This is a genomic window from Kitasatospora sp. NPDC059327 (assembly GCF_042752535.1).
In the GTDB taxonomy this organism is placed as follows: Bacteria; Actinomycetota; Actinomycetes; order Streptomycetales; family Streptomycetaceae; genus Kitasatospora.
This window is the reverse complement of the sequence record NZ_JBHYYB010000025.1, coordinates 51,076-71,217: the sequence shown is the minus strand read 5'-3', so window position 1 is coordinate 71,217 and position 20,142 is coordinate 51,076. Positions and strand designations below refer to the sequence as shown.

Here is a 20,142-nt window from a genome sequence, read left to right as displayed (position 1 = left end):
TATTTTTTAATATCGTCCCCCCCACCTTTGTCTCGTGGGCCCGGGGGTCGGCCGGGCCCGCCCCGGCCCGGGCCGTCCCCCGGCGCGCCCCGCGGCGGGGGGGGGGGGGGGGGCGCGCCCCCACGGCGGCGTGCTCAGGGGTTCAGCGTCCACTTCTGGTTGCCGGCCCCGGTGCACGTCCAGATCTGGGTGGCCGTGGCATCGGCCGGATTGCCCCCGGCGACGTCCAGGCACTTGTCGGCCGGCACGTTGACCAGGTCATGGGTGACCGCGTTGTAGGACCAGCGTTGGGCGCCGATGCCGCCGCTGCCCGAGTAGCCGGGGCCGTGGATGGTCCCGTGCACCGTCCCGGGCTCGAAGCCGACGTTCTCCATGACGTCGATCTCGCCGCTGTTCGGCCAGCCGACCTGGCCGATGTCGTTGCCCAGCATCCAGAACGCCGGCCACATGCCCTGGCCGCGCGGGACCTTCATCCGGGTCTCGACGTGGCCGTAGGCCTGGGCGAACCGGCCCGCGGTGTTCAGCCGGGCCGAGGTGTACTGACAGGTGCCGTACCAGCACTGGTAGTTGGCCGGGTTCTCGCGCCGCGCCGTGATCACCAGGTGGCCCTGGCCGTCCAGCGCGGCGTTCGCGTTTCCGGCGGTGTAGTACTGGCGCTCGTGGTTGTTGACGTTGTCCCCGGTCTCGGTCTGCCACCGGCCGGCATCGACCGCCGAACCGGCGGGACCGTCGAAGTTGTCCTCGAAGTTCACTGCTTGAACGGTCATCGGAGCCGCCGAGACCGGGGTCGGACCCCAGCCGATGGCCGCCACCATGGCCAGCAGCACGCCGAACGTGGTTGCCAGTGAGCGTCGTTGGGTGGACGAGGGCATACGCAGCCGCCTTGGTCTGGGAGGGTCGTGGGAGCGCCCGGCCGGGACCTTTCTTCACGAAGTGAACTCCCATGACGGAACCCTGTCAATCACTTGAACGGAGCCCCTGGTCGGCGGGTCCGGCGGCCGCTGCGGGGGTCCGACGACACCGCCCCGCGGCGACGACGCGGTTCAGGCGGCGCGGCGCGGGCCGACCGGGCCGTTCAGCTGTGGTTGACGATGACGGAGATGCCCCAGCCGATCGCGGCGAGGACCACCGCGAAGCAGAGACCCGCCACCGCGTAGCCGGCCGGCCCGGCGGTCGGTCCCCCGGCGGCCCGGGCCCCGGCCGTCCGGGCCGGCGGGTTGAGAGCGCGCAGGCCGAGGGCGAACAGGGCCGGCAGACCGGCCCCGGCGAGCAGACCCACCACGACGATCCGCCACAGCGCGTCCAGGTTGATCCAGGAGTTCACGAGGCCGCCTCGTTGGCGTCCGGCGCCGGGACCACCGAACCGGTCCAGGCGGCGTTGACGTTCTCCGGTGTCACGGCCACGTGCGGGCGCCGGGAGGCGGCGAAGAAGGCGACCGAGGCCAGGATCAGCACGATGAAGATCACCACGACCCCGGCGGTCCCACCGATCCCGTTCGCGGCCCAGTAGGCCGCCGCACCGACCAGCGCCGAGGCCGGCAGGGTGAACAGCCAGGCCACCGCCATCCGGCGGGCGATGTGCCAGCGCACCACGGCGCCCTTCTTGCCCACTCCGGCCCCCAGGATCGATCCGGTGGCCACATGGGTGGTGGAGAGCGAGTAACCGAAGTCGGTGGAGGACAGGATCACCGCCGCCGAGGCCGATTCGCTGGCCATGCCCTGCGGCGACTCGATCTCCAACAGCCCCTTGCCCAGCGTCCGGATCACCCGCCAGCCGCCGAGGTAGGTGCCCAGGGCGATCGCCACCGCACAGGAGGTGATCACCCAGGTCGGCGCCTCGGCCCCGGACTGCAGGGTGCCGTTGGCGATCAGGGCCAGCGTGATGACGCCCATGGTCTTCTGCGCGTCGTTGGTGCCGTGGGCGAGCGAGACCATCGAGGCCGAGCCGATCTGACCGATCCGGAAGCCGTGGTCGCGCGGGCGGTCGGGCACCTCGCGGGTGAAGCGGTAGACGAGGTAGGTGCCGACCGCGGCGACCGTACCGGCGATGAACGGCGACAGCGTGGCGGGCACGATCACCTTGGAGACCAGGCCCTGCCACTTGACGGCGGAGGTGCCGGCCGCCGCCATGGTGGCTCCGACCACACCGCCGATCAACGCGTGCGAGGAACTGGACGGGATGCCGAGGTACCAGGTGGTCAGGTTCCACAGGATGCTGCCGGCCAGACCCGCGAAGACCACCACCAGGGTCACGTCGGCGCTGTCGACCAAGCCGCTGGCGATGGTCGCCGCGACGGCTGTCGACAGGAACGCCCCGATCAGGTTCAGGACCGCCGAGAGGGCGACCGCGACGCGCGGGCGGAGGGCCTCGGTGACGATGGAGGTCGCCATGGCGTTGCCGGTGTCATGGAATCCATTCGTGAAGTCGAACCCCAGCGCGGTGGCGACCACCAGTGCCAGGACCGCGTCGTTGCCGGTCACGTGGCCCCACGCTAGACGGCCGACCGCCCCTGACCGTCCGGTGGCGGCCCGGCGCGCCACACCTCCGCACGACGGCCACCCGGACGGCGCAGCCGTACGCCCGCTCAGAGCGACCGGGCACGCTCCCTCGGCGCGCACGGCCCCCGCAGCGGAAGCGTCCGGCTGAGCACGGGGCTGGTGGTCGTGCTCCCGAACTGGGCCAGCGCGTCCACGATCTCCTCCAGGTGGGCCATCGACGTGGTCGCCACCCTCAGCACGTAGCAGTCGTCCCCGGTGGTGCGCACGCACTCCAGGATCTCCGGGCGCTCCGCGAGCAGCCGGCGCAGCGGCTCGTGCCTGCTCCCCGGGTACTTCAGCCGGACCACCGCCAGCACCGGGTACCCGGTCCGCTCCAGGTCCACCTCCGCCCGGTACCCCGTGATCACCTCGGCCGCCTCCAGCCGCCGCACCCGCTCCGTCGTCGCCGACGCGCTCAGGTTCACCCGCCGGGCCAGCTCCGTGAACGCGATGCGGCCGTCGCGTTGGAGTTCGGCCAGGATCGCCCAGTCGGTCGCGTCAAGAGTCTCGGTCATTCGATCAGATTACCGGCGAATCCACGGGCGAACGGCCTCCGAACAGGCAGGAATCCCTTCTGACGGTCCGTACGCCCTGACTAGGCTCGACGGTATGAAGATCGGAGTCAACGTCCCCAACTTCGGCCCCGGCACCGACCCGGGAGTCCTGCGGAACTGGGCCCGCACCGTGGAGGGTCTGGGCTTCGACCTGCTGATGCTCTCGGACCACATCGCCATCACCCCCGACGTCGCCGAACGCTATCCCGCGCCGTTCTACGAGCCCTTCACCACGCTCTCCTGGCTGGCCGGCCTGACCACCCGGATCCGGCTCGGCACCACGGTACTCATCACCCCCTACCGGCACCCCCTGGTCACCGCCCGGATGGCGGCCAACCTGAACGAACTGAGCGACGGCCGGCTGGTGCTCGGTGTGGGGGTGGGCTGGGCGCGGCAGGAGTTCGCCGCCCTCGGGATCCCGTTCGAGCGGCGCGGCCGCCTGACCGACAGTCATCTGCGGGACATCCGGGCCGCCTGGGCGGACACCGCCTCCTACGGGCACCGCCCGATCCCGCTCTGGGTCGGCGGCAACAGCGATGCCGGGATCCGCCGGGCCGTACGGCTCGGGCAGGCCTGGCATCCGCTGCGGTGCACCATGCCGTGGCTGCGCGAGGCCGCCGGCCGGCTGAAGGACGCGGCGGACGAACAGCGGCTCCCGGCGCCCGCGCTGGCCCCCCGGATCGCCCTGCGCCTCACCGCGGCGCCGGTCGACGGAGCGCAGCGGCTCGCCGGCGAGGGCACGATCGACCAGGTCCTGGAAGACCTGGACGAGCTACGGCGGTTGGGCGCCGAAACCGTCGTCCTGGACCCCTACCACGGCGACCCGCGCACGACCCTCGACCCGCACCAGGGCTGGCAGGCCCTCGCCACGGTCGCCGCACACCTCCTCTCCCCTCACCACCGGCCCCCTCACGACCTCCCGACTCACGACCTCCCCACTCACGACGGAACGGAACAGTCATGACCGCACCCGACGACCACACCCTCCTGCGACGGGCCATCGCCCTCGCCGCCGAGGCGCGCGCGAGCGGCAACCCGCCGTTCGGATCCCTGCTGGCGGGGCCGGACGGCACGGTCCTGGCCGAGGAGCGCAACACCACCCTCACCGACCGGGACATCACCGCGCACCCCGAGCTGAAGCTGGCGCGGTGGGCCGCCAGGGAGCTCACCGCGACCGCGGCGGCGGACACCACGATGTACACCAGCTGCCAGCCGTGCGGGATGTGCGAGGCCGCCGTCCAGCAGGCCGGGCTGCGCCGGGTGGTGTTCGCGCTCTCCGGCGAGCAGCTCCTGGACATCCGGCCGGGCAGCGGCCGCCTCCCCGTACCGCAGGTCGGCCCCGCGCTGCTCGACGAGGTACGGCCCGTGGTGGAGGCCTGGTACCGCTGAGCCCCGGGACGCTCCGGCCGGCCCGGTGCCGGAGCCGGTGCCGGAGCCGGAGCCGGAGCCGCCGGGGTGTCCCCCGGGCCGCGACTCCGGCACAGTGGTCCCGTCGATCGCGTTCTGGGGGGCCGCTGTGACGGAGCTGTGGGTGGGTCGGGGGCAGGGCAGCGGGACGGTCGCGCCGTCCTTCCCCGCCGGGGTTCGGACCCTGCTGCTGACGGTGGAGGGCAGATCCGGGCGGCCGTTGACGCTGCGGCTCTCCCGGCCCTCGGCCGGTACGCCGCTGGAGGTGGTCTTCGACGGCGCGGGCGGCGGCCTGCTGGTCCCGCCGCACTGGAGGCCGGCCTTCGCCGAGCTGTCGGTCCGGCACCGGGGCGAGTGGACGCTGCGGCTGCGGGAGACCGTCGACGGTCCGCCGCGCGACGCCGTACCCGGTCCGCCCGCCGACGAGCGGCTCGACGCCTTCCGGGTACCGGACGGGGCGTACGCGGGCCGGGGGGAGGACTCGGCGGTGTTCGCCCGGCCGGAGCGGGGTCGGGCGGCGGTGCTGGAGTTCGGCTTCGACGAACTCGTCGAGCGCAGGCCCGTCGCCGTGCTGATCGAAGGGCCGCGGGGCGACCGCCGGACGGACTTCCGTCTGATCACCGCGTTGTCCCCGCAGCGCGTGCTGCTGTGGCACACCGACGACACCGCGAACCTGCCGGCCCTGCGGGTCCGGGCCGGCGCGGAGGGTCCGTGGTGGGCACGGCTGCTCGACCTCGACCACCTGCCGCGACTGGTGGACCGGACGGAGGGCGAGGGCCATGACGTCCTGCGCTACGACGGGCCGCCCGCCCTCCTGTCGTTCACCCTGCCACGCGACAACGACCATCTCCTGGTCGGCAGTTGGGGCGGGGCGCACGGGGTGAGGCTGTGCCACTCGCCCTACGCCGACCGGACCGGGAGTGACCTGATCGGGGCCGGCCAGGGGGCGGAGCTGATCGACGTCCGCAGCGGTGGCCGGTGGGAGGCGCGGGTGGAGCCGGTCGCCGGGGCCCGCGCCTTCGGTGACGCCGCGACCGGGCGCGGCCCCGAGATACTGCGGTGGACCGGCCGGAGCGGCCGGACCGGACGCCTCGCCCTGGTGAACCTGGCGTCGGGCAACGACCCGGGATCGGTGACCGCCGACTCCCTGACCGAGGATCTCCGCCGGCTCGGTTCCACGTCGGCCTTCCCGCAGGACGGTGGCAGGCCCGCGGCCCTCCACACCCGGCTCTCCCCCGGCTGTCTGATCCGGGTGGCGGACAGCTCGTTCTCCGGCTGGCGGCTCCAGGTCGACTGAGCGCGGGCGCCCGCCGTCCGACTTCCGCCCGGTCCGGTCTCGACGCCGTCGTCCCCACTCCCCGAGGGGCCCACTCCCCCGAGGGGCCCACTCCCAACGCTCCCTTCACCGCATGCCCGTTTGCCTAAAGGCTTTAGGCAAACGCATAATCGACTCTGCCGAACGAAGGGATGAGCATGGGACGCGTGGGGCTGACCCCCGAGCGCCTGACGCGGGCCGGCGCGGAGCTGGCCGACGAGGCCGGCTTCGAGCAGGTGACCGTCTCGGCACTCGCCAGGCGGTTCGACGTCAAGGTCGCGAGCCTGTACTCGCACGTGAAGAGCTCCCAGGACCTCAGGACCAGGATCGCCCTGCTCGCCCTGGAGGAGCTGGCCGACCGGGGCTCCGAGGCCTTGGCCGGACGGGCCGGCAAGGACGCCCTGGTCGCTCTGGCCGACGTCTACCGCGACTACGCGCGGCAGCACCCCGGCCGCTACGCCGCGACCAAGCTGCGACTCACCCCGGAGGCGGCGGCCGCCAGTGCCGGCGGCCGCCACGCCGAGATGACCCGGGCGATCCTGCGCGGCTACGACCTCAGCGAACCGGACCAGACCCATGCCGTCCGGCTGCTGGGGAGCGTCTTCCACGGCTACGTCGACCTGGAGCTGGCCGGGGGCTTCAGCCACAGCGCCCCCGACTCCCAGGAGTCCTGGTCACGTGTCCTCGACGCCCTCGACGCCCTGCTGCGGAACTGGCCCGCCCCCTGACGCCCCGGACTCCTTCCCCGGCCGGGAGCCGGGGAGGAGTCCGGCCCGTGGCCGGGTCCACCCCCTCCGCCACCTCACGGAACACAAGGTTGACGCCCATGCACACCGCCCCGCACCCCCGGATCACCACGCCCGTCACCGCCGAACTGCTGCGCGGCGCCCTGGACCTGGAACCGACCGAGCACGGCCTGCTGCCGCACCGGCTCCCCGCCTGGGTCCGCGCCCGGAACACCGACGGACAGCTGGCCATGGCCGAGTCCCAGCCCTCGGGCGTACGGCTGGCCTTCCGCACCCGGGCCACCGCGGTCGAACTGGACGCCCGGCCCACCAAACGGGTCTACCCGGGCGCCCCGCCCCGCCCGGACGGCGTGTACGAGCTGCTCGTCGACGGCCGCCCGGCCGGACAGGCCCGGGTGGCCGGCGGCAACACCCTGACCGTCGACCTGTCCACCGGAGCCGCCCAGAACCGGCCCGGACCGGTAGGCACCGCCCGCTTCCCCGCACTGCCCGAGGGCCTCAAGGACATCGAGATCTGGCTGCCGCACAACGAGACCACCGAGCTGGTGGCGCTGCGCACCGACGCCCCGGTCGAGCCGATACCGGACCGGGGCCGCAGGACCTGGCTGCACCACGGGAGTTCGATCAGCCAGGGGTCCGACACCGCGAGCCCCACCACCACCTGGCCGGCGCTCGCGGCCGCGCTCGGCGGCGTGGAGCTGATCAATCTGGGCCTGGCCGGCAGTGCCCTGCTCGACCCGTTCACCGCCCGGGTCATGCGCGACACACCCGCCGACCTGATCAGCGTCAAGATCGGCATCAACCTCGTCAACACCGACCTGATGCGCCTGCGCGCCTTCACCCCCGCCGTGCACGGCTTCCTCGACACCGTCCGGGAGGGACACCCCGACACGCCGCTGCTCGTCGTCTCGTCCCTCCTGTGCCCGATCCACGAGGACACCCCCGGCCCCAGCGCACCGGACCTCACCGCCCTGAGCACCGGTCAGCTGCGGTTCCGCGCCACGGGCGATCCGGCGGACCGCGCGAGCGGGAAGCTGACCCTGCGGGTCGTCCGGGCGGAGCTCGACCGCATCGTCCGGCAGCGGGCCGCGCAGGACCGGAACCTGCACCACCTCGACGGCCGCGCGCTCTACGGCGAGGCCGACTTCGCCGAGCTGCCGCTGCCCGACGGGCTCCACCCGGACACCGCCGCGCACCGCCGCGTCGGCGAACGCTTCGCCGCCCTGGCCTTCGCCCCCGGCCGCCCGTTCGCCGCCCGCCGGGCCGCCGGCGACCGGCTCGACAGCGACGCCTGAGACACCTACGCCCCGAGACACCTCCGCCGCCCGGCCCGCGAGGGACCGGACGGCGGAAACAGCGGGCCTGCCGGGCGGCCGCACCCGCACGGCGTGGCGCACCCCCGAGGCGCCCGCCGGGCACGTGCCCCGCGACCCGGTCCGCACCGGGCCCGGCGGCTCCGCTCAACCCGCGGAGTGCTCAGCCACCGCTCTTGCGACGGAAGTTGCGCTTGCCGCCGACCGCGCCGTGGGCGCCGTGGATCTTCGAGTCACCGTTCGGCCCACCGGCCGCGCCGCCGCCCTTGGTGCCGTGCTTGCGCTCCAGTGCCTCAAGGAACCGGGCCTTGACGTCGTCCTGCGCGGCCGGCGCCGCGGCGGTCTGGGCCGCCTCCGGGCTCACGGCGTTCTCCTGGTTCTCGGGGTTCTCGGACGACGTTGATTCGCTGCTCATACAGGACCTCCTGGAAAGGGTGCTGCCGCTCGGCGGCTTCACCCACACGATGTCACGTCCGAGGGACCCGCTCGCACCGGTGGTGCCCGTTCCGCCCGGTCGGAGCCCCTTCCGCGCCCCGGGGCGGCCAGGCGTACGGGCCTCGTGACCGCCTTCGGGTGATCGTCTTCGGGTGATCGTCTTCGGGCGGCGGATCCGGCCCCGGCGCCGCGCTCGCGGGCCGACCGGGTGCCCACCGGGCGGCCGGCGCGCGGCCCTCAGTGGCGCCCGGCCGTCAGTGCTGCCCGGCCCTCAGTGGCGCCCGGCGAAGTGGGCGAGGGTCTGCTCGGCGCTGTCGGGGGCGAAGGCACCGGCGAGGCCCTCGGCCGCTCCCTCGGCGGCCGCGGCGGAACGGGGCAGCAGCACCTTCTCGTAGGCGGTGACGGCGGCGTCGAGGGTGGGGCCGTCCAGAACCGCACGGGCGAGGTCGGCGCCGTCGAGCATGGCGAGATTGGCGCCCATCCCGGAGAACGGGGACATCAGGTGGGCGGCGTCGCCGAGCAGGGTGACGCCCGGGGTGCGGGGCCAGGTGTGCGGAACGGGCAGGGCGTACAGCGGCCGGTTGACGTAGCCGGTGTCGGTGTCGGCCACCAGCCCGAGCAGCTCACCGCTCCAGCCGGCGAACTCGCCGAGGAGGGCGGCCCGTACGGCAGCGGCGTCGGTCAGATCGACGCCGGCCCGCCGGTACCACTCCTCGTCGGTCCGCAGACCCGCGTAGACGCGGAGGTGACCGCCGCCGTTGCGCTGGGCGATCAGGCCCCGGTTGTCGTCGAGGGCCATCATCGTGCCGTCGCCGGTGAGGGCGGCGAGCCGGGGGTGGCGGGTGTCGGCGTCGTCGAAGCCGGTCTCGACGAAGGTGACGCCGGTGTAGCCGGGCCGGGCCGCCGACAGGAGCTCGCGGACCTTGGACCAGGCGCCGTCGGCCCCGACGAGGAGGTCCGTCGTGGCGGTGGCGCCGTTGCCGAAGCGCAGGCGGTGCGCGCCGCCGCCGAGCGGTTCGGCCCGCTCCAGCCGGTGCCCCCAGCGCACGGTGCCCGGGGCGAGGGAGTCCAGCAGGAGGCCGCGCAGCAGGCCGCGGTCGATCTCGGGGTTGCCCTCGTCCGCGTTCCGCGGAGCGGCGGCGTCGACGAGGACCTCGCCCGTGCGGCCGAGCAGGCGCATCTGCCCGCCCTCGGGGCGGGCCAGGGCGAGGAAGCCGTCCAGCAGACCGGCCTCGGCCAGCGCGCGCCGGCCGGAGTCCGGGTGCATGTCGAGCGTGCCGCCCTGGTCGCGGGCCGTACGGGAGGAGTCCAGGTCGTAGACGGTGACGGGAACGCCGTGGCGCTGGAGGACGCGGGCGCAGATCAGACCGCCGGGGCCGGCGCCGACGATCCCGATGCGGGGCGGGCTGGTGGTGGACATGGCAGGGCCTTCCTACGAGGGGCTCGGGGCGAGGTGGGTACGGGGCCGGCGCGGGCCTCGGTGCGCCGGCCGCACCGCCACAAAAACACACTGACCCAAAAAGTGCAACGACACAACTTTTTGCCCCGCACACCTTCCGGTACGATGCCGCTATGGACGCCACCGTCGGACGCCGCGAACGCAAGAAGGCCGCCACCCGCCAGGCCCTGGCGGACGCCGCCCTCGACCTCTTCCTCGAACACGGCTACGACCGGGTGACCATCCGGGACGTCGCCGAAGCCGCGGACGTGTCGACCACGACCCTGCTCAAGCACTTCCCCAGCAAGGAGGCGCTGGTCTTCGACCAGGACGGCGACCGGGAGGCCGGCCTCGTCGCGGCCGTGGTCGACCGGGGGCCGGACCGCTCGATCCCCGGCGCACTGCGCGAGTACGTCATGCGCGCCCACCTCCGCGCCCCGGACACCGACCCCCGGTTCCACGCCTTCACCGACCTCGTCCGGCACACCCCCGCGCTGAACGAGTACGCCCACCGGATGTGGACCCGTCACCAGGACGCGCTCACCCGCGCCGTCGCCGGGGCGACCGGCGCCGCGGCCGACGACCCGCGCTGCGCCGCCCTGGCCCGGTTCGCCCTCGAAGCCTCGGCCCTCGCCCGCGACTCCGACGATCCGGCCCGGGCCGTCGACGCCGCCTTCGACCTCCTCGAACACGGCTGGAGCACCGCCTGAGGCCCGTACGTCCGACGTCCCGGCCGGTGGTCGCGGGGGGTCGGCACGCCGCGCGCGGCCTGCCGGAGCAGGTCGTCGCCCGCCGACAGGACGGCGCTCGACGGGGGGTCGAGGCGCGGGCCCGCGTTCACCCGGCGGCACCGAAGAGGTCCAGCAGGCCGTCCAGCGCGCGCTCCCCGAACATCAGCGTCAGGCTCGCGGCGGACTCGGCGGCCGAGGCGGCGCCGCGGGGGAACAGCGCCTCCTCGTAGACCCGCAGGGCGGCTTCGGCATCACCCGGATGGGCGGCGAGGGCCAGGCCCAGCTCCGCCCCGTCCAGCATCGCGAGGTTGGCGCCCTCCCCCGCGAAGGGGGACATCAGGTGGGCGGCATCGCCCAGCAGCGTCATGCCCGGGGTCCGGTCCCACCGGTGGCCGATCGGCAGGGCGTGGATGCGACGGCCCACCAGCGCGCCGTCGGCCTCGGCCACCAGGGCCCGCAGACTCTCGTGCCAGCCGCCGAACCCGGCCAGGACGGCCTCCTTCCCGGCCGCCGGGTCGGTGAGGTCGATGCCGTCCAGCCAGTCCTCGGCGACCTTGAGCGCGGTGTAGACGTGCAGGCCGCCGTCGCTCTCCCGGTGGGCCAGGAAGCCCCTGCCCTCCCCGAGGGAGAAGAAGAAGCCCCCGCCGACCAGGGCGGCCGCCGCCGGGTGACGGGTGTCGGCCTCGCACAGGTCCGTCTCGACGAAGGAGACGCCGGTGTACGCGGGCGTCGCGGCGGAGACCAGCGGACGGATCCGGGACCAGGCGCCGTCCGCGCCGATCAGCAGGTCGGTCGTGACGGCCGAGCCGTCCTGGAACCGCACCTCGTGGCGGCCGTCACCGAGCGGGCGGGCGCCGGACGCCTTCCGCCCCCACTGGACCGTGCCGGGCGCCAGGGAGTCGAGCAGCAGATCGCGCAGGCGGCCGCGGTCCACCTCGGGGCGGTCCCCGCTGCCGTCGTCCTCCTCGGTCAGGCGGACGACGCCGTCCGGGCCGACGATCCGCAGCGCCTGCCCGCCCGGGTGGACGAGGTCCAGGAACCGGTCGTGCAGTCCGGCCGCGCGCAGGGCCCGCTGCCCCGAGTCGCCGTGGATGTCGAGCATGCCGCCCTGGGTGCGGGCCGCCGGCGAGGGCTCCAGGTCGAAGACGGTCGCGGCGATGCCGTGCAGCCGCAGGACGCGGGCCAGGGTCAGGCCGCCGAGGCCGGCGCCGACGATCGCGAGGGGGTGGTGGGGGGTGGGGTCGGTCATGGCGGACTCCTCCGTACGGACGCGGGCCGGGGCGGTCGCCCTCGTCCACCACGGTAACGAACATGTTCGCCACGAACAAGGTTTTGACGAACATGTTCGTTCGAGCTGTCGAGGTGCGGGCGAACTTGTTCGTGGCGAACGCGGTCGTTACCCTGGGCCGCGTGACCTCGCGCTCCCCCGCCCCCCGCAGCCGCCGCGAGCGGCCCGCCAAGCCCGCGCTCAGCTACGAGGGCATCGTCGACACCGCCGTCCGGGTCATGCGGGCCGAAGGCCTCCAGCGCGTCACCATGCGCCGCCTCGCCCAGGAGCTCGACACCGGACCGGCCTCGCTCTACGTCTACCTGGCCAACACCGCCGAGCTGCACGCGGCGATCCTGGAAGAGCTGCTGGGCGCCGTCGACCTCGGGCCGGGCGAAGGACCGGGCGAAGGACCGGGCGATTGGCGCGAACGGCTCGCCGCCGTGCTCGCCTCCTACACCCGGGTCCTGTTCCAGCACCCCAGCCTGGCGCACTCGGCCCTGCTGGCCCGCCCCTCGGGGCCGAACTACCTCGCCCTGGTCGAGGCCGTCCTCGCCCTGCTGCACGAAGGGGGCGTGCCCGACGGCCAGGCCGCCTGGGGCGTCGACGTCCTGCTCCAGACGGCCACCGCGATCGCCGCCGAGCAGGCCGGTCGCGACCAGGACGCCCACGCCGAGGACGAGCACGGCGCGCTCGCCGACGCCCTGCGGGCGACCACCCCCGAGCGCCACCCGCGCATCGCCGCGCTCGGCGCGGACCTGCTCTCCGGCACCCCGGAGCAGCGGCTGGCCTGGATCCTGCGCACCGTCATCAACGGCACCCTGGTCACCCCCCGTCCGGAGGCCTGACCCCGGCGGGCCGGCCGGACGACGGGCCCGACGACAGGCAGGACGGCGGACCGGCGGGCCGCTCCGCCCGGTCAGCGGTCAGCGGTCAGCGGTCAGCGACGGCCGACGTCGCGCGTGAGCTCCAGGCCCAGCACCCGGTCCAGGGCCGCGAAGGTCTCGAAGCGCGCGCCCTCCGCCAGGCCGGAATCCGCCCGGACGCGGTGCAGCAGGGCGAGCACGGCCGGAGTGTCCAGGTCGCCGGTGAACGCGGCCGCGGCCTGCCGTCGGATCGCGTCCGGGACGGGTGCCGAGGGCGTCCAGGCCCAGTCGGCGACCTGCCGGCGCCAGTCCCGCAGGGTGGCGGCCGCCTCGGCCAACTCGCGCGGGCCGGTCCCGGCCGGTTCGCGGTACGGGCGGGCGAGCAGGGCCAGCCGCACCGCCGCGGCGTCGACGGCGCCGGAGTCGAGACCGCCCGCGAGGTCGCCGCCCGGCTCGGGCCCGGCCGGACCGACCGCGAGCCACACACCGGCCGCGGCGTCCGCCCGATCGGCGCCCGCCGCCAGCACCCGGACGTCCGGCGGGCCGCCCAGGGCCGCGTCCTGGCCACCGGGGGCGACGACGGCCACCGGCGGATGGACACCGAGAGCGGCCGCGGCGCGCCCGAAGACGGCGGGCGGCTCCGCCGCGGCGCCGTCCGGCAGGGCGAGGACCGGCACCACCTGGAGACCCTCGATCTCTGCGACCCGTTGCAGCACGTCACCGACCAGCGCGGCCCGCAAGTCCCCCGCCCCGGTCCGACCGTCGGCGCGGGACAGCACGACGGCGACCCTCAGCACCATCCGCCGCCCGGGCGGGGTCCCGGTGCTCCGACCGGTCCGGGCGTCCGCCAGGCTCAGCGCGGGCGGCCGGGCAGCGGCCCCCTCCCGGGCGACCTCCTCCGGGCGCAGCGCCGTCCGGTCACCGGGCCCCGGGCGCACCGCGCCCGTGGGGATGCCCTGTTCGTCCGCCACTCGGCCACACCTCCTCGGCGTGGCCATCCTCCTCCCCCGGCCACGGGGCCGCCACCGGCCGTGTCACGGGCGGCAGCGCACCGGAGCCGGCCGGCGGCGCACCGGAGCCGGGCGGCGGCCGGCGCCCGCCGGGACGGCGGGTCGCGGCGGACCGGGTCAGGACACCACGGGCCGGGTCAGGACACCACGGGCCGGGCGTCCGGGCCGAACGCCCGCTCGGCGGCGGTCATCACCCAGAACGGGAACTGCTCCGGCGGTATCGCCGGCGACGCGGGGAACCCCGGCCGGATCGACTCCTCGGGGAAGTAGGCGACCCGGCAGCGCCGGCACAGCCACCCCGCCTGCCAGACCAGGAGGTGCTGCTTCCGGCGCGCCACCTCCTCGGGCGAGCCGGCACCGGAGACCCGCGGGCGGCGGTTCCGCTTCACCACCTCCACGATCGCGGCGATCGCCAGCAGGATCAGGGGCAGGACGAACGGACCCATCAGGTAGCCGGTCCGGTAGGCCGGGTCGTAGCCGGCGAGCTCCTCACGGTTGCGGACCAGTGAGAGGACCCCGAGCAGGCAGAAGACGGCCGCCAGGACGGACAGCGCGATCGCGGCCCCGCTGAGGCCCTCGCCGGCCGGCGGCGGCTCGGGCGGCGGTGACAGCAGCGCACGCAGCGGCTCGTCGAGCGGCTGCGCGGTGTCCCCGAGGGCGTGCGACACCGGGACGGACCGGTCCGGCGTCGCGCACTGCGGGCAGGTGGCACTCATCTGACGGTTCGCTCCTGAGGACGGGCTGTGGGTGAACGGTGAACGCGTAGTACAGCACGACGGAGTGTCACCCCGCTCGACGCTGCCCCGGGCCCGCTCGACTCCCTGCCCCGGCCGGGCCCGGGACCCTGCCCGCAGCCGCTACGACGCCCGGCCGAAGCAGCGCTCCAGCTCGTCGACGTCGTAGAAGTAGCTGCCCTTGGAGACCGGCACACAACCCGGCCGGAACGCGGTCTGCTTCTCGTTGTAGAGCATCCGGACCAGGTACTTCTCGCCCTTGCGGTACAGGTCCCACTGGATGTTGGCGCCCATCGGCGCCACCGTCGCACCGCGCCAGGCGTTGTTCGCGTAGGAGAAGGGCGACGCCTCGGCCGCCTGCGTCGTGCTGCCGGGCAGCCGCATCAGTGCGGCGAGCGGGATGATCTCCTCGGCGTGCGTGAAGCGCAGCTCCGCGGCCAGGCCGCCGGTGCCCGCCCGTCGCTCCTCGACCTTGCGGAACAGGTCGTCGAGCAGCACCCCGGCCATCCTGTACGTGATGTCCCGGCCCTCGAAGCCCGGCCCCTTCGTGTAGAACTCCTCGGCGTTGTCGAGGTAGCCGAACCAGGCCGCCTCGTCGGGGCCGATGTAGCGGCCGAGGTGCCAGTCGCCCTCGTCCGTGAGGTCGGCGGTCACGCTGTACAGGCTGAAGACCGTCTGCGCCGCGTCCAGCTCGTTCCCCGCGAAGGGGTAGGCGCCGGCCGCCAGGCGGGCGACGAACTGCTTGGTGAAGATCCGCTCCAGGACGTGCCGGGCCGCCTCGTGGCTGCGCGGCTGGTCGCGGATCGCGGCCAGCGTGGCGGCCAGCCGCGGGTCCTTCTTGACGTAGTCGGTGTAGTCCTTGTTCAGGGCGGACTTGTGGAAGTAGAGCAGGTCGGTGTCGGTCCTGGCCGGGTCGACGGCCTTCGCCAGCGACGGCTCCCCCGCCACCAGGCCCTTGGTGAACTCCGTCCCCGAGTCGACCGCCCGCGGCTGGCCCGAGCTGACCACATCGATCCGGTCCGGACCCGCCGGGTCGTCGGCACCGGCGGCGATCCGCTCGAAGAGGCCGGGCAACCGGCGCTCCATCCGCTCCGCCGTGTCCCGCAGCGCGCGCCGGCCCTGGCCGGTCAGGGCTCCGTAACCCACCTTCGCGTTGGCGTCGAGCAGCTCGCGGACATCGGGGCCGAAGCTCCTGCCCAGGCGGGTCAGGGCACCCTCGTCGGCGGCCTGCTGCCAGAGCTTCAGCAGGAGGTCGCCGTCCTCGCTGTCACTGAGCGCGCGGGCCCCGTGCCGGGAGACGGTCTGGGTGAGGACCGCCGTGTAGCCGGCGGGCGCCTGCTGAAGGCTCCGGACGCTCTGCGACGGCCGGTAGGGCGCCTTCGTGGTGGCGCCGGCCGGCGTGCCGAAGCCCGCGCCCGCCGCCGGGCCGTCGTGCGCCCGGGCGGGGGCAGCGACCGCCACGGACAGCAGCACGGAGGCGGTCAGCGCCACGGTGGAGGTGAGGGTGCGTCGCATGGGGAGTCCAGGGGGTCGCTGGGGGACGGAGAGCCGGGCCGATCCCACCCGATCCGCGTGGCCACCGGGCGTCCCACGCGTGTCGGCCCGGTGCACGGGCGGGCAACTCACCCGCACCTGGGCGGGCCCCGGCCCCGGCTGCTGTGGCGGGTGGAGCGGCGCCGCGAGTACGGTTCACCACGTGTCCAGTACTCCCGCAGGACGGCCCCCGAGCCGTCGGACGGCTGCGGTCGGGCCCGCGTGACCGGGGCGCTGCTGGCCGTCGACCCGACGAGCGGGGACTCCCTGCTCGCCGCCTTCGGCGCGCTGGCCGTGCTGGTGGTGGTCTTCGCCGAGTCGGGGCTGCTGGTGGTGGGCTTCTTCCTCCCCGGTGACACCCTGCTGCTGCCCGCCGGAGTGCTCTGCGCCGCCGGCACCCGGACCGGCCCCCACCTGTCGCTCTGGCAGGTGATGGTCTGCGCCGCGGTGGGGGCGGTGGCCGGGGCGCAGGTGGGCTTCCTGCTCGGGCGGCACGGGGGCCGGCCGGTCCTGGCCCGGACCCGGAGCGGACGCCTGCGATCGGCGGCGGCCCGGGGGGAGGCGCTGCTGCGGCGCTACGGCTACCGGAAGGCGATCGTCCTGGGCCGCTTCGTACCGCTGGTCCGCACGGTGCTCAGTCCGCTGGCGGGCATGCTGGACGTGCCCACCCGCACCTTCACCGTCTGGCAGATCGTCGGCGGCGTGCTCTGGTCGCAGAGCCTGGTGCTGCTGGGGTACTGGCTGGGCGCCGCCGTCCCCGGGATCGAGCACTACCTGTGGCTGCTGGTGGCCGGGGTCGTGGTGCTCTCGCTGCTGCCGCTGCTGCTGCGCTCCCGCAAGGGGCCGGACCCGCGGGGGCCGGACCCGGGGTGACACCCGGGGGCGCGGTGCGGCCCCGGGCGGGCCCTGGCGCGCGGGCCGGCGGGGAGCCCGGCCCCAGCGCCGACCGCGCTTCGGCGGTGTCGTTACACTGCGCCGATGACCGGGGAATCGACGCCACAGGTGCCCTTCCGGCGTTGGACCGACGCCTACGGTCCCGGCGGCCGCCGTCCGTCGTCCGACGCCTGTACCTGTGTCGAGTGGGTCGCCGTTTCCGCCGTTGCCTGCCGCGACGACCGGGGCCGCCGACCTCGGCGATCTCGACCCCGGGGTGCGGGGCGCGGCCTCGATCCGTACCTGCAGCGTCTGCGACCGGCGCTTCGGTGCCGCGGAGCTGCGCCAGGTGTGGATCTCGCTCCACACCTCGGGGGCCGATGTGCTGCCCCTGCTGGTCAACGCCTGCTCGACCGGCTGCGTCGACGCTCTCCCCGTGCCGGCCGGGGGCTACGTCCGGACACCGCACACCGGCGGACCTGGCGTGGACCAGCCACCCGCCGGCCGGCGACCACACTGACGCGCGGCGGCCGACGCGGGCGGGTGTCCGGGTCACCGGGCCGCTAGGCCGCCTGGGCGCAGTCCGGGTGTCCCCAGCCGTCGGGGTTCTTGGCGATCGGCTCGCCCACGGCGTAGGGGCGGCCGCAGCGGCACGAGCCGGGGAACTTGGCCTTGAGGCGGCCGCCGGCGGACTTGCCGGCCGGCCGGGCCGCGGACTTCTTGGCGGCCGACGACCCGGCCGGGCGGGAGCGCGCCGGTGCCGCGGCGTCGGCCCGGAGGGCGGGCAGCGCCGCGTCGAACGAGGTGCCGCCGGCCGGCTCCTGGGCCACCGCCGCGTCGCTGGCCGCCCGGTCGGCGACGGCGTTCAGCGGGTCGCCGTCGACCTGGTGGGCGGGGACGTAGACGAACTCGACGTCGCGCCCGGCCAGCAGCGCGTCGATCGCCACGATCAGGTCCTTGTTGGCCACGGGTGTCCCGGCGGCGGTCTTCCAGCCCTTCCGGCGCCAGCCGGGCAACCACTGGGTGACCGCCTTCATCGCGTACTGGGAGTCCATCCGGACCTCCAGCGGTACGTCGGGCTCGACCGCGCCCAACAGCTCCTTGAGCGCGGTCAGCTCGGCGACGTTGTTGGTCGCGCGGCCGAGCGGCCCGGCCTGCCAGCGCCCCGGCCGGCCGTCGTCGCCGGCGATGACCCAGGCCCAGGCGGCCGGGCCGGGATTGCCCTTCGAGGCGCCGTCACAGGCGCCGATGATGCGTTCTGCCATGCGGCGATCATGCCAGTGCCCCGCCCGTCGGCGCACGTACCGGGCACCGCCGGCCGGGCCCGACCGGTCGTCCGCCGGGGCCGCGCGGCTGGGCGGATCCGGGCGAGCGATCCGTTCAAGACCCGGTGGCCGCGCGCCGCCGACACTGGCCCGCACGACCGAACGAGCCTTCACTCCCGTGCCGGGCCGCTTCGCCCCCACCCGCTTCCACGACCCGGTGATCGCCCTGACCCGCGAACGCCCGTGGCGCGCCCCGACCGCCGTGCACGCCGTGCCGCGACCGGAGGACGTCGTCGTCGACGTGGACTGCGGCACCGGGACGCCGGCCCTGCTCCTGCGACGGATCGAACCGCGGGCGAGAATCGTCGGGGTCGACCCCGACCCCGAGGTCCTGGCCCGGGCCCGCCGTCCGGAGTCCCCGCCCGGTCAGCCGACCGGAATGCCCGGATTGACGAGGCCGCGCCCGCCGACCACGGTGTTGTCGGCGGTGACGGTGGTCGGGCAGGAGCCCGCGGCGTAGGCGGTGACGTCGATCGCGTACCGGGTCGCGCCGGTGGCGCCGGTCAGGTCGGAGCGGTTGCCGCGGAACACCGTGCCGCAGCCCCAGCCGGGCGCCTGGGAGTGGGTCTGGAACCCGTCGTTGCGCGTCCGCACACCGGAGTTGTTCTCCACGACGTAGTCGTTGCCCTTCACGTCGACCCAGGAGTCGTCGTAGTTGACGTCGGTCAGCCCGTTGCCGTCGAAGGTGTTGCCGGAGACCAGGCCCCCGGTGGTGCCCTCCTTGAGGTCGATGTTCTCCCCGCCGATGTCGGGGCCGATCACGTTGTTCAGGATCCGGACGTGGTCGCTGTGGTCGGTGAGCGTGTTGGCCGTCCCCACGTACACCCCCTCGCCCTTGCCGTCGTGGGCGGTGCCGGTGTCGCGCACGGTGGAGTTGCGCAGCACGCCGTAGCTGCTGGAGTTGCGGAAGTGCACGCCCTCCATCGTCATGTGCTGGACCGTCACCCCGTCGATCTCGACGTGGTCGGCGGCGTCCACCATGACGCCCTTCTGGGCGCCGGTCACGGTGACGCCCTGCACCGTCCAGTAGGCCGCGCCGTTCAGGTACAGCCCGTAGCCGCCGCCGGTGGTGGTGGTCAGCACGGCCTTCGGCGAACCGGTCAGGGTGATCCGGGCGGTGGCCGTCCCGGGCGCGGCGGCCTTGAAGTTGCCCTTGTAGGTGCCGTCGGCGAGCCGGATCGTCTGACCGGGAACCGCGGCGGTCAGCGCCGCCTGGAGCTCCTTGGCGGTGGCGACGTCGACCACCCGGGCGTCGGCGGCGCCCGCGCCGGACACGGGGGCGGGGGCGGCGCCGGCCGCGGTGGGCAGCAGGGCGAGCACCGCGGCGGCGAGGCCGAGCGCGGCGGCCGGAACCGCGGTGCGGAAGGGGGAGTTGGTCATCAGGGGTCGCTCCGAGTGGGGGTGAGAGCGGTGCCGGGACAGGTACGCGTTCAATGTGGACTGGACCACTGCGGATCGTCAATGACCCCGGCCGCCCGGCGCGGCCGGCGCGCGCCCCGCGTACGTCGACGAAGTCGGCGGCGCCGCGGGGCCGGGCCGGTGCGCCGGCGCCGTCACCGGCCCGGCTTGCGGACCGGCCGGGCGGCGCCGGGCGCCGGGCCTGGACCGGCCTGCCCCAGATGCCCGTTCAGGCGGTTCAGCATGTCGAACAGCCGTCGTCGCTCCTCCCCGGAGAGCGGGGCGAGCACCTCGTCGTCGGCGGCGGCCAGGTCCGCGTTGATCCGGGCCGCCGCCGTCCTGCCCAGCGCGGTGAGGTCGACCTGGACCCGCCGGCGGTCGACCGAGGACCGGGTGCAGGTGACGTACCCCGCGACGAGCAGGTCGTCGACCACCTTGATGATGTCGCTGGGGCCGATCTCCAGCCGGGCGGCCAACTGACCCTTGGAGTGACTGCCCCCGTCCTCCAGCGCGCCGAGCACCATGACGTGCCAGAGCCGGAGCCCCCGCCGTTCCGCCTGGTTCGCGAGCCGCCGGCGGGCGGCCTGGCCGGTGCGGGACATCAGGTAGCTGCTCAGTGCCAACAGGCCCGGCGCGGAGGGGTTCATCCGGCGGCCCGA

General features: G+C 74.9%; 22 protein-coding genes. 9 read left to right on the top strand and 13 right to left on the bottom strand.

Features of this window, described 5'->3' with window-relative positions; genetic code table 11:
- Nucleotides 1-134 precede the first annotated feature (134 nt).
- The 4 genes from ACFXHB_RS17670 to ACFXHB_RS17655 all read right to left on the bottom strand — a co-directional run bounded on the left by ACFXHB_RS17670 (nucleotide 135) and on the right by ACFXHB_RS17655 (nucleotide 3,053).
- Entirely contained in the window at nucleotides 135-815 is a 681-nt protein-coding gene (locus tag ACFXHB_RS17670) for a family 16 glycosylhydrolase (RefSeq protein WP_380575263.1), read from the bottom strand.
- Nucleotides 816-1,075: 260 nt separating this feature from the next.
- Nucleotides 1,076-1,324 (bottom strand): hypothetical protein, encoded by a 249-nt coding sequence (locus ACFXHB_RS17665; RefSeq protein WP_380575207.1) that lies wholly within the window; start codon nucleotides 1,322-1,324, stop codon nucleotides 1,076-1,078.
- Nucleotides 1,321-2,481, bottom strand: a complete 1,161-nt coding sequence (locus ACFXHB_RS17660; RefSeq protein ID WP_380575205.1) for an anion permease — start codon at nucleotides 2,479-2,481, stop codon at nucleotides 1,321-1,323. Before ACFXHB_RS17660 ends, ACFXHB_RS17665 begins: the two co-directional genes overlap by 4 nt.
- Before the next feature lie 104 nt (nucleotides 2,482-2,585).
- A complete protein-coding gene (locus ACFXHB_RS17655; protein ID WP_380575204.1) occupies nucleotides 2,586-3,053 on the bottom strand; it encodes an Lrp/AsnC family transcriptional regulator in 468 nt (155 codons plus the stop codon).
- 94 nt (nucleotides 3,054-3,147) lie between these two features.
- Between ACFXHB_RS17655 and ACFXHB_RS17650 the strand changes: the two genes are divergently transcribed.
- The 5 genes from ACFXHB_RS17650 to ACFXHB_RS17630 all read left to right on the top strand — a co-directional run bounded on the left by ACFXHB_RS17650 (nucleotide 3,148) and on the right by ACFXHB_RS17630 (nucleotide 7,855).
- Complete coding sequence (locus ACFXHB_RS17650) at nucleotides 3,148-4,056, top strand: LLM class flavin-dependent oxidoreductase (RefSeq protein ID WP_380575203.1); 909 nt, start codon at nucleotides 3,148-3,150, stop codon at nucleotides 4,054-4,056.
- Nucleotides 4,053-4,481: a nucleoside deaminase gene (locus ACFXHB_RS17645; protein ID WP_380575202.1), complete on the top strand. Its 429-nt coding sequence runs from the start codon at nucleotides 4,053-4,055 to the stop codon at nucleotides 4,479-4,481. The genes ACFXHB_RS17650 and ACFXHB_RS17645 overlap by 4 nt, the downstream gene beginning before the upstream one ends.
- A 142-nt stretch (nucleotides 4,482-4,623) precedes the next feature.
- On the top strand, nucleotides 4,624-5,796 hold the full coding sequence (locus ACFXHB_RS17640) for a hypothetical protein (protein ID WP_380575201.1): 1,173 nt from the start codon (nucleotides 4,624-4,626) through the stop codon (nucleotides 5,794-5,796).
- A 176-nt stretch (nucleotides 5,797-5,972) separates the two neighbouring features.
- On the top strand, nucleotides 5,973-6,542 hold the full coding sequence (locus ACFXHB_RS17635; protein WP_380575200.1) for a TetR/AcrR family transcriptional regulator: 570 nt from the start codon (nucleotides 5,973-5,975) through the stop codon (nucleotides 6,540-6,542).
- Between the two features lie 98 nt (nucleotides 6,543-6,640).
- Complete coding sequence (locus ACFXHB_RS17630) at nucleotides 6,641-7,855, top strand: GDSL-type esterase/lipase family protein (protein WP_380575199.1); 1,215 nt, start codon at nucleotides 6,641-6,643, stop codon at nucleotides 7,853-7,855.
- 181 nt (nucleotides 7,856-8,036) lie between these two features.
- Here the strand turns inward: ACFXHB_RS17630 and ACFXHB_RS17625 are convergent, their stop codons facing one another.
- The gene (locus ACFXHB_RS17625; RefSeq protein ID WP_380575198.1) at nucleotides 8,037-8,288 is read right to left on the bottom strand and encodes a DUF5302 domain-containing protein; all 252 of its coding nucleotides are present in this window, start codon (nucleotides 8,286-8,288) and stop codon (nucleotides 8,037-8,039) included.
- A gap of 291 nt (nucleotides 8,289-8,579) precedes the next feature.
- Complete coding sequence (locus tag ACFXHB_RS17620; RefSeq protein ID WP_380575197.1) at nucleotides 8,580-9,728, bottom strand: FAD-dependent oxidoreductase; 1,149 nt, start codon at nucleotides 9,726-9,728, stop codon at nucleotides 8,580-8,582.
- 152 nt (nucleotides 9,729-9,880) lie between these two features.
- Here ACFXHB_RS17620 and ACFXHB_RS17615 point away from each other — a divergent pair, with 152 nt between their 5' ends.
- On the top strand, nucleotides 9,881-10,456 hold the full coding sequence (locus ACFXHB_RS17615; protein WP_380575196.1) for a TetR/AcrR family transcriptional regulator: 576 nt from the start codon (nucleotides 9,881-9,883) through the stop codon (nucleotides 10,454-10,456).
- 127 nt (nucleotides 10,457-10,583) lie between these two features.
- Here ACFXHB_RS17615 and ACFXHB_RS17610 read toward each other — a convergent pair whose 3' ends face one another.
- Complete coding sequence (locus ACFXHB_RS17610) at nucleotides 10,584-11,726, bottom strand: FAD-dependent oxidoreductase (RefSeq protein ID WP_380575195.1); 1,143 nt, start codon at nucleotides 11,724-11,726, stop codon at nucleotides 10,584-10,586.
- 161 nt (nucleotides 11,727-11,887) lie between these two features.
- On the opposite strand from ACFXHB_RS17610, the gene ACFXHB_RS17605 reads away from it, so the two are divergent.
- Nucleotides 11,888-12,592: a TetR/AcrR family transcriptional regulator gene (locus ACFXHB_RS17605; RefSeq protein WP_380575194.1), complete on the top strand. Its 705-nt coding sequence runs from the start codon at nucleotides 11,888-11,890 to the stop codon at nucleotides 12,590-12,592.
- A 92-nt stretch (nucleotides 12,593-12,684) separates the two neighbouring features.
- Here the strand turns inward: ACFXHB_RS17605 and ACFXHB_RS17600 are convergent, their stop codons facing one another.
- The 3 genes from ACFXHB_RS17600 to ACFXHB_RS17590 all read right to left on the bottom strand — a co-directional run bounded on the left by ACFXHB_RS17600 (nucleotide 12,685) and on the right by ACFXHB_RS17590 (nucleotide 15,869).
- A complete protein-coding gene (locus tag ACFXHB_RS17600; protein ID WP_380575193.1) occupies nucleotides 12,685-13,581 on the bottom strand; it encodes a hypothetical protein in 897 nt (298 codons plus the stop codon).
- Nucleotides 13,582-13,757: 176 nt separating this feature from the next.
- Complete coding sequence (locus tag ACFXHB_RS17595) at nucleotides 13,758-14,336, bottom strand: hypothetical protein (RefSeq protein ID WP_380575192.1); 579 nt, start codon at nucleotides 14,334-14,336, stop codon at nucleotides 13,758-13,760.
- Nucleotides 14,337-14,477: 141 nt separating this feature from the next.
- Complete coding sequence (locus ACFXHB_RS17590) at nucleotides 14,478-15,869, bottom strand: histidine-type phosphatase (protein WP_380575191.1); 1,392 nt, start codon at nucleotides 15,867-15,869, stop codon at nucleotides 14,478-14,480.
- Between the two features lie 240 nt (nucleotides 15,870-16,109).
- Here ACFXHB_RS17590 and ACFXHB_RS17585 point away from each other — a divergent pair, with 240 nt between their 5' ends.
- On the top strand, nucleotides 16,110-16,760 hold the full coding sequence (locus ACFXHB_RS17585; RefSeq protein WP_380575190.1) for a DedA family protein: 651 nt from the start codon (nucleotides 16,110-16,112) through the stop codon (nucleotides 16,758-16,760).
- A 226-nt stretch (nucleotides 16,761-16,986) separates the two neighbouring features.
- Nucleotides 16,987-17,280: a hypothetical protein gene (locus ACFXHB_RS17580; protein WP_380575187.1), complete on the top strand. Its 294-nt coding sequence runs from the start codon at nucleotides 16,987-16,989 to the stop codon at nucleotides 17,278-17,280.
- 43 nt (nucleotides 17,281-17,323) lie between these two features.
- Here ACFXHB_RS17580 and ACFXHB_RS17575 read toward each other — a convergent pair whose 3' ends face one another.
- The 3 genes from ACFXHB_RS17575 to ACFXHB_RS17565 all read right to left on the bottom strand — a co-directional run bounded on the left by ACFXHB_RS17575 (nucleotide 17,324) and on the right by ACFXHB_RS17565 (nucleotide 20,130).
- On the bottom strand, nucleotides 17,324-18,025 hold the full coding sequence (locus tag ACFXHB_RS17575; RefSeq protein WP_380575186.1) for a ribonuclease H: 702 nt from the start codon (nucleotides 18,023-18,025) through the stop codon (nucleotides 17,324-17,326).
- Between the two features lie 426 nt (nucleotides 18,026-18,451).
- The gene (locus ACFXHB_RS17570) at nucleotides 18,452-19,465 is read right to left on the bottom strand and encodes a right-handed parallel beta-helix repeat-containing protein (protein ID WP_380575184.1); all 1,014 of its coding nucleotides are present in this window, start codon (nucleotides 19,463-19,465) and stop codon (nucleotides 18,452-18,454) included.
- 173 nt (nucleotides 19,466-19,638) lie between these two features.
- A complete protein-coding gene (locus ACFXHB_RS17565) occupies nucleotides 19,639-20,130 on the bottom strand; it encodes a MarR family winged helix-turn-helix transcriptional regulator (RefSeq protein WP_380575183.1) in 492 nt (163 codons plus the stop codon).
- Nucleotides 20,131-20,142: the final 12 nt, after the last annotated feature.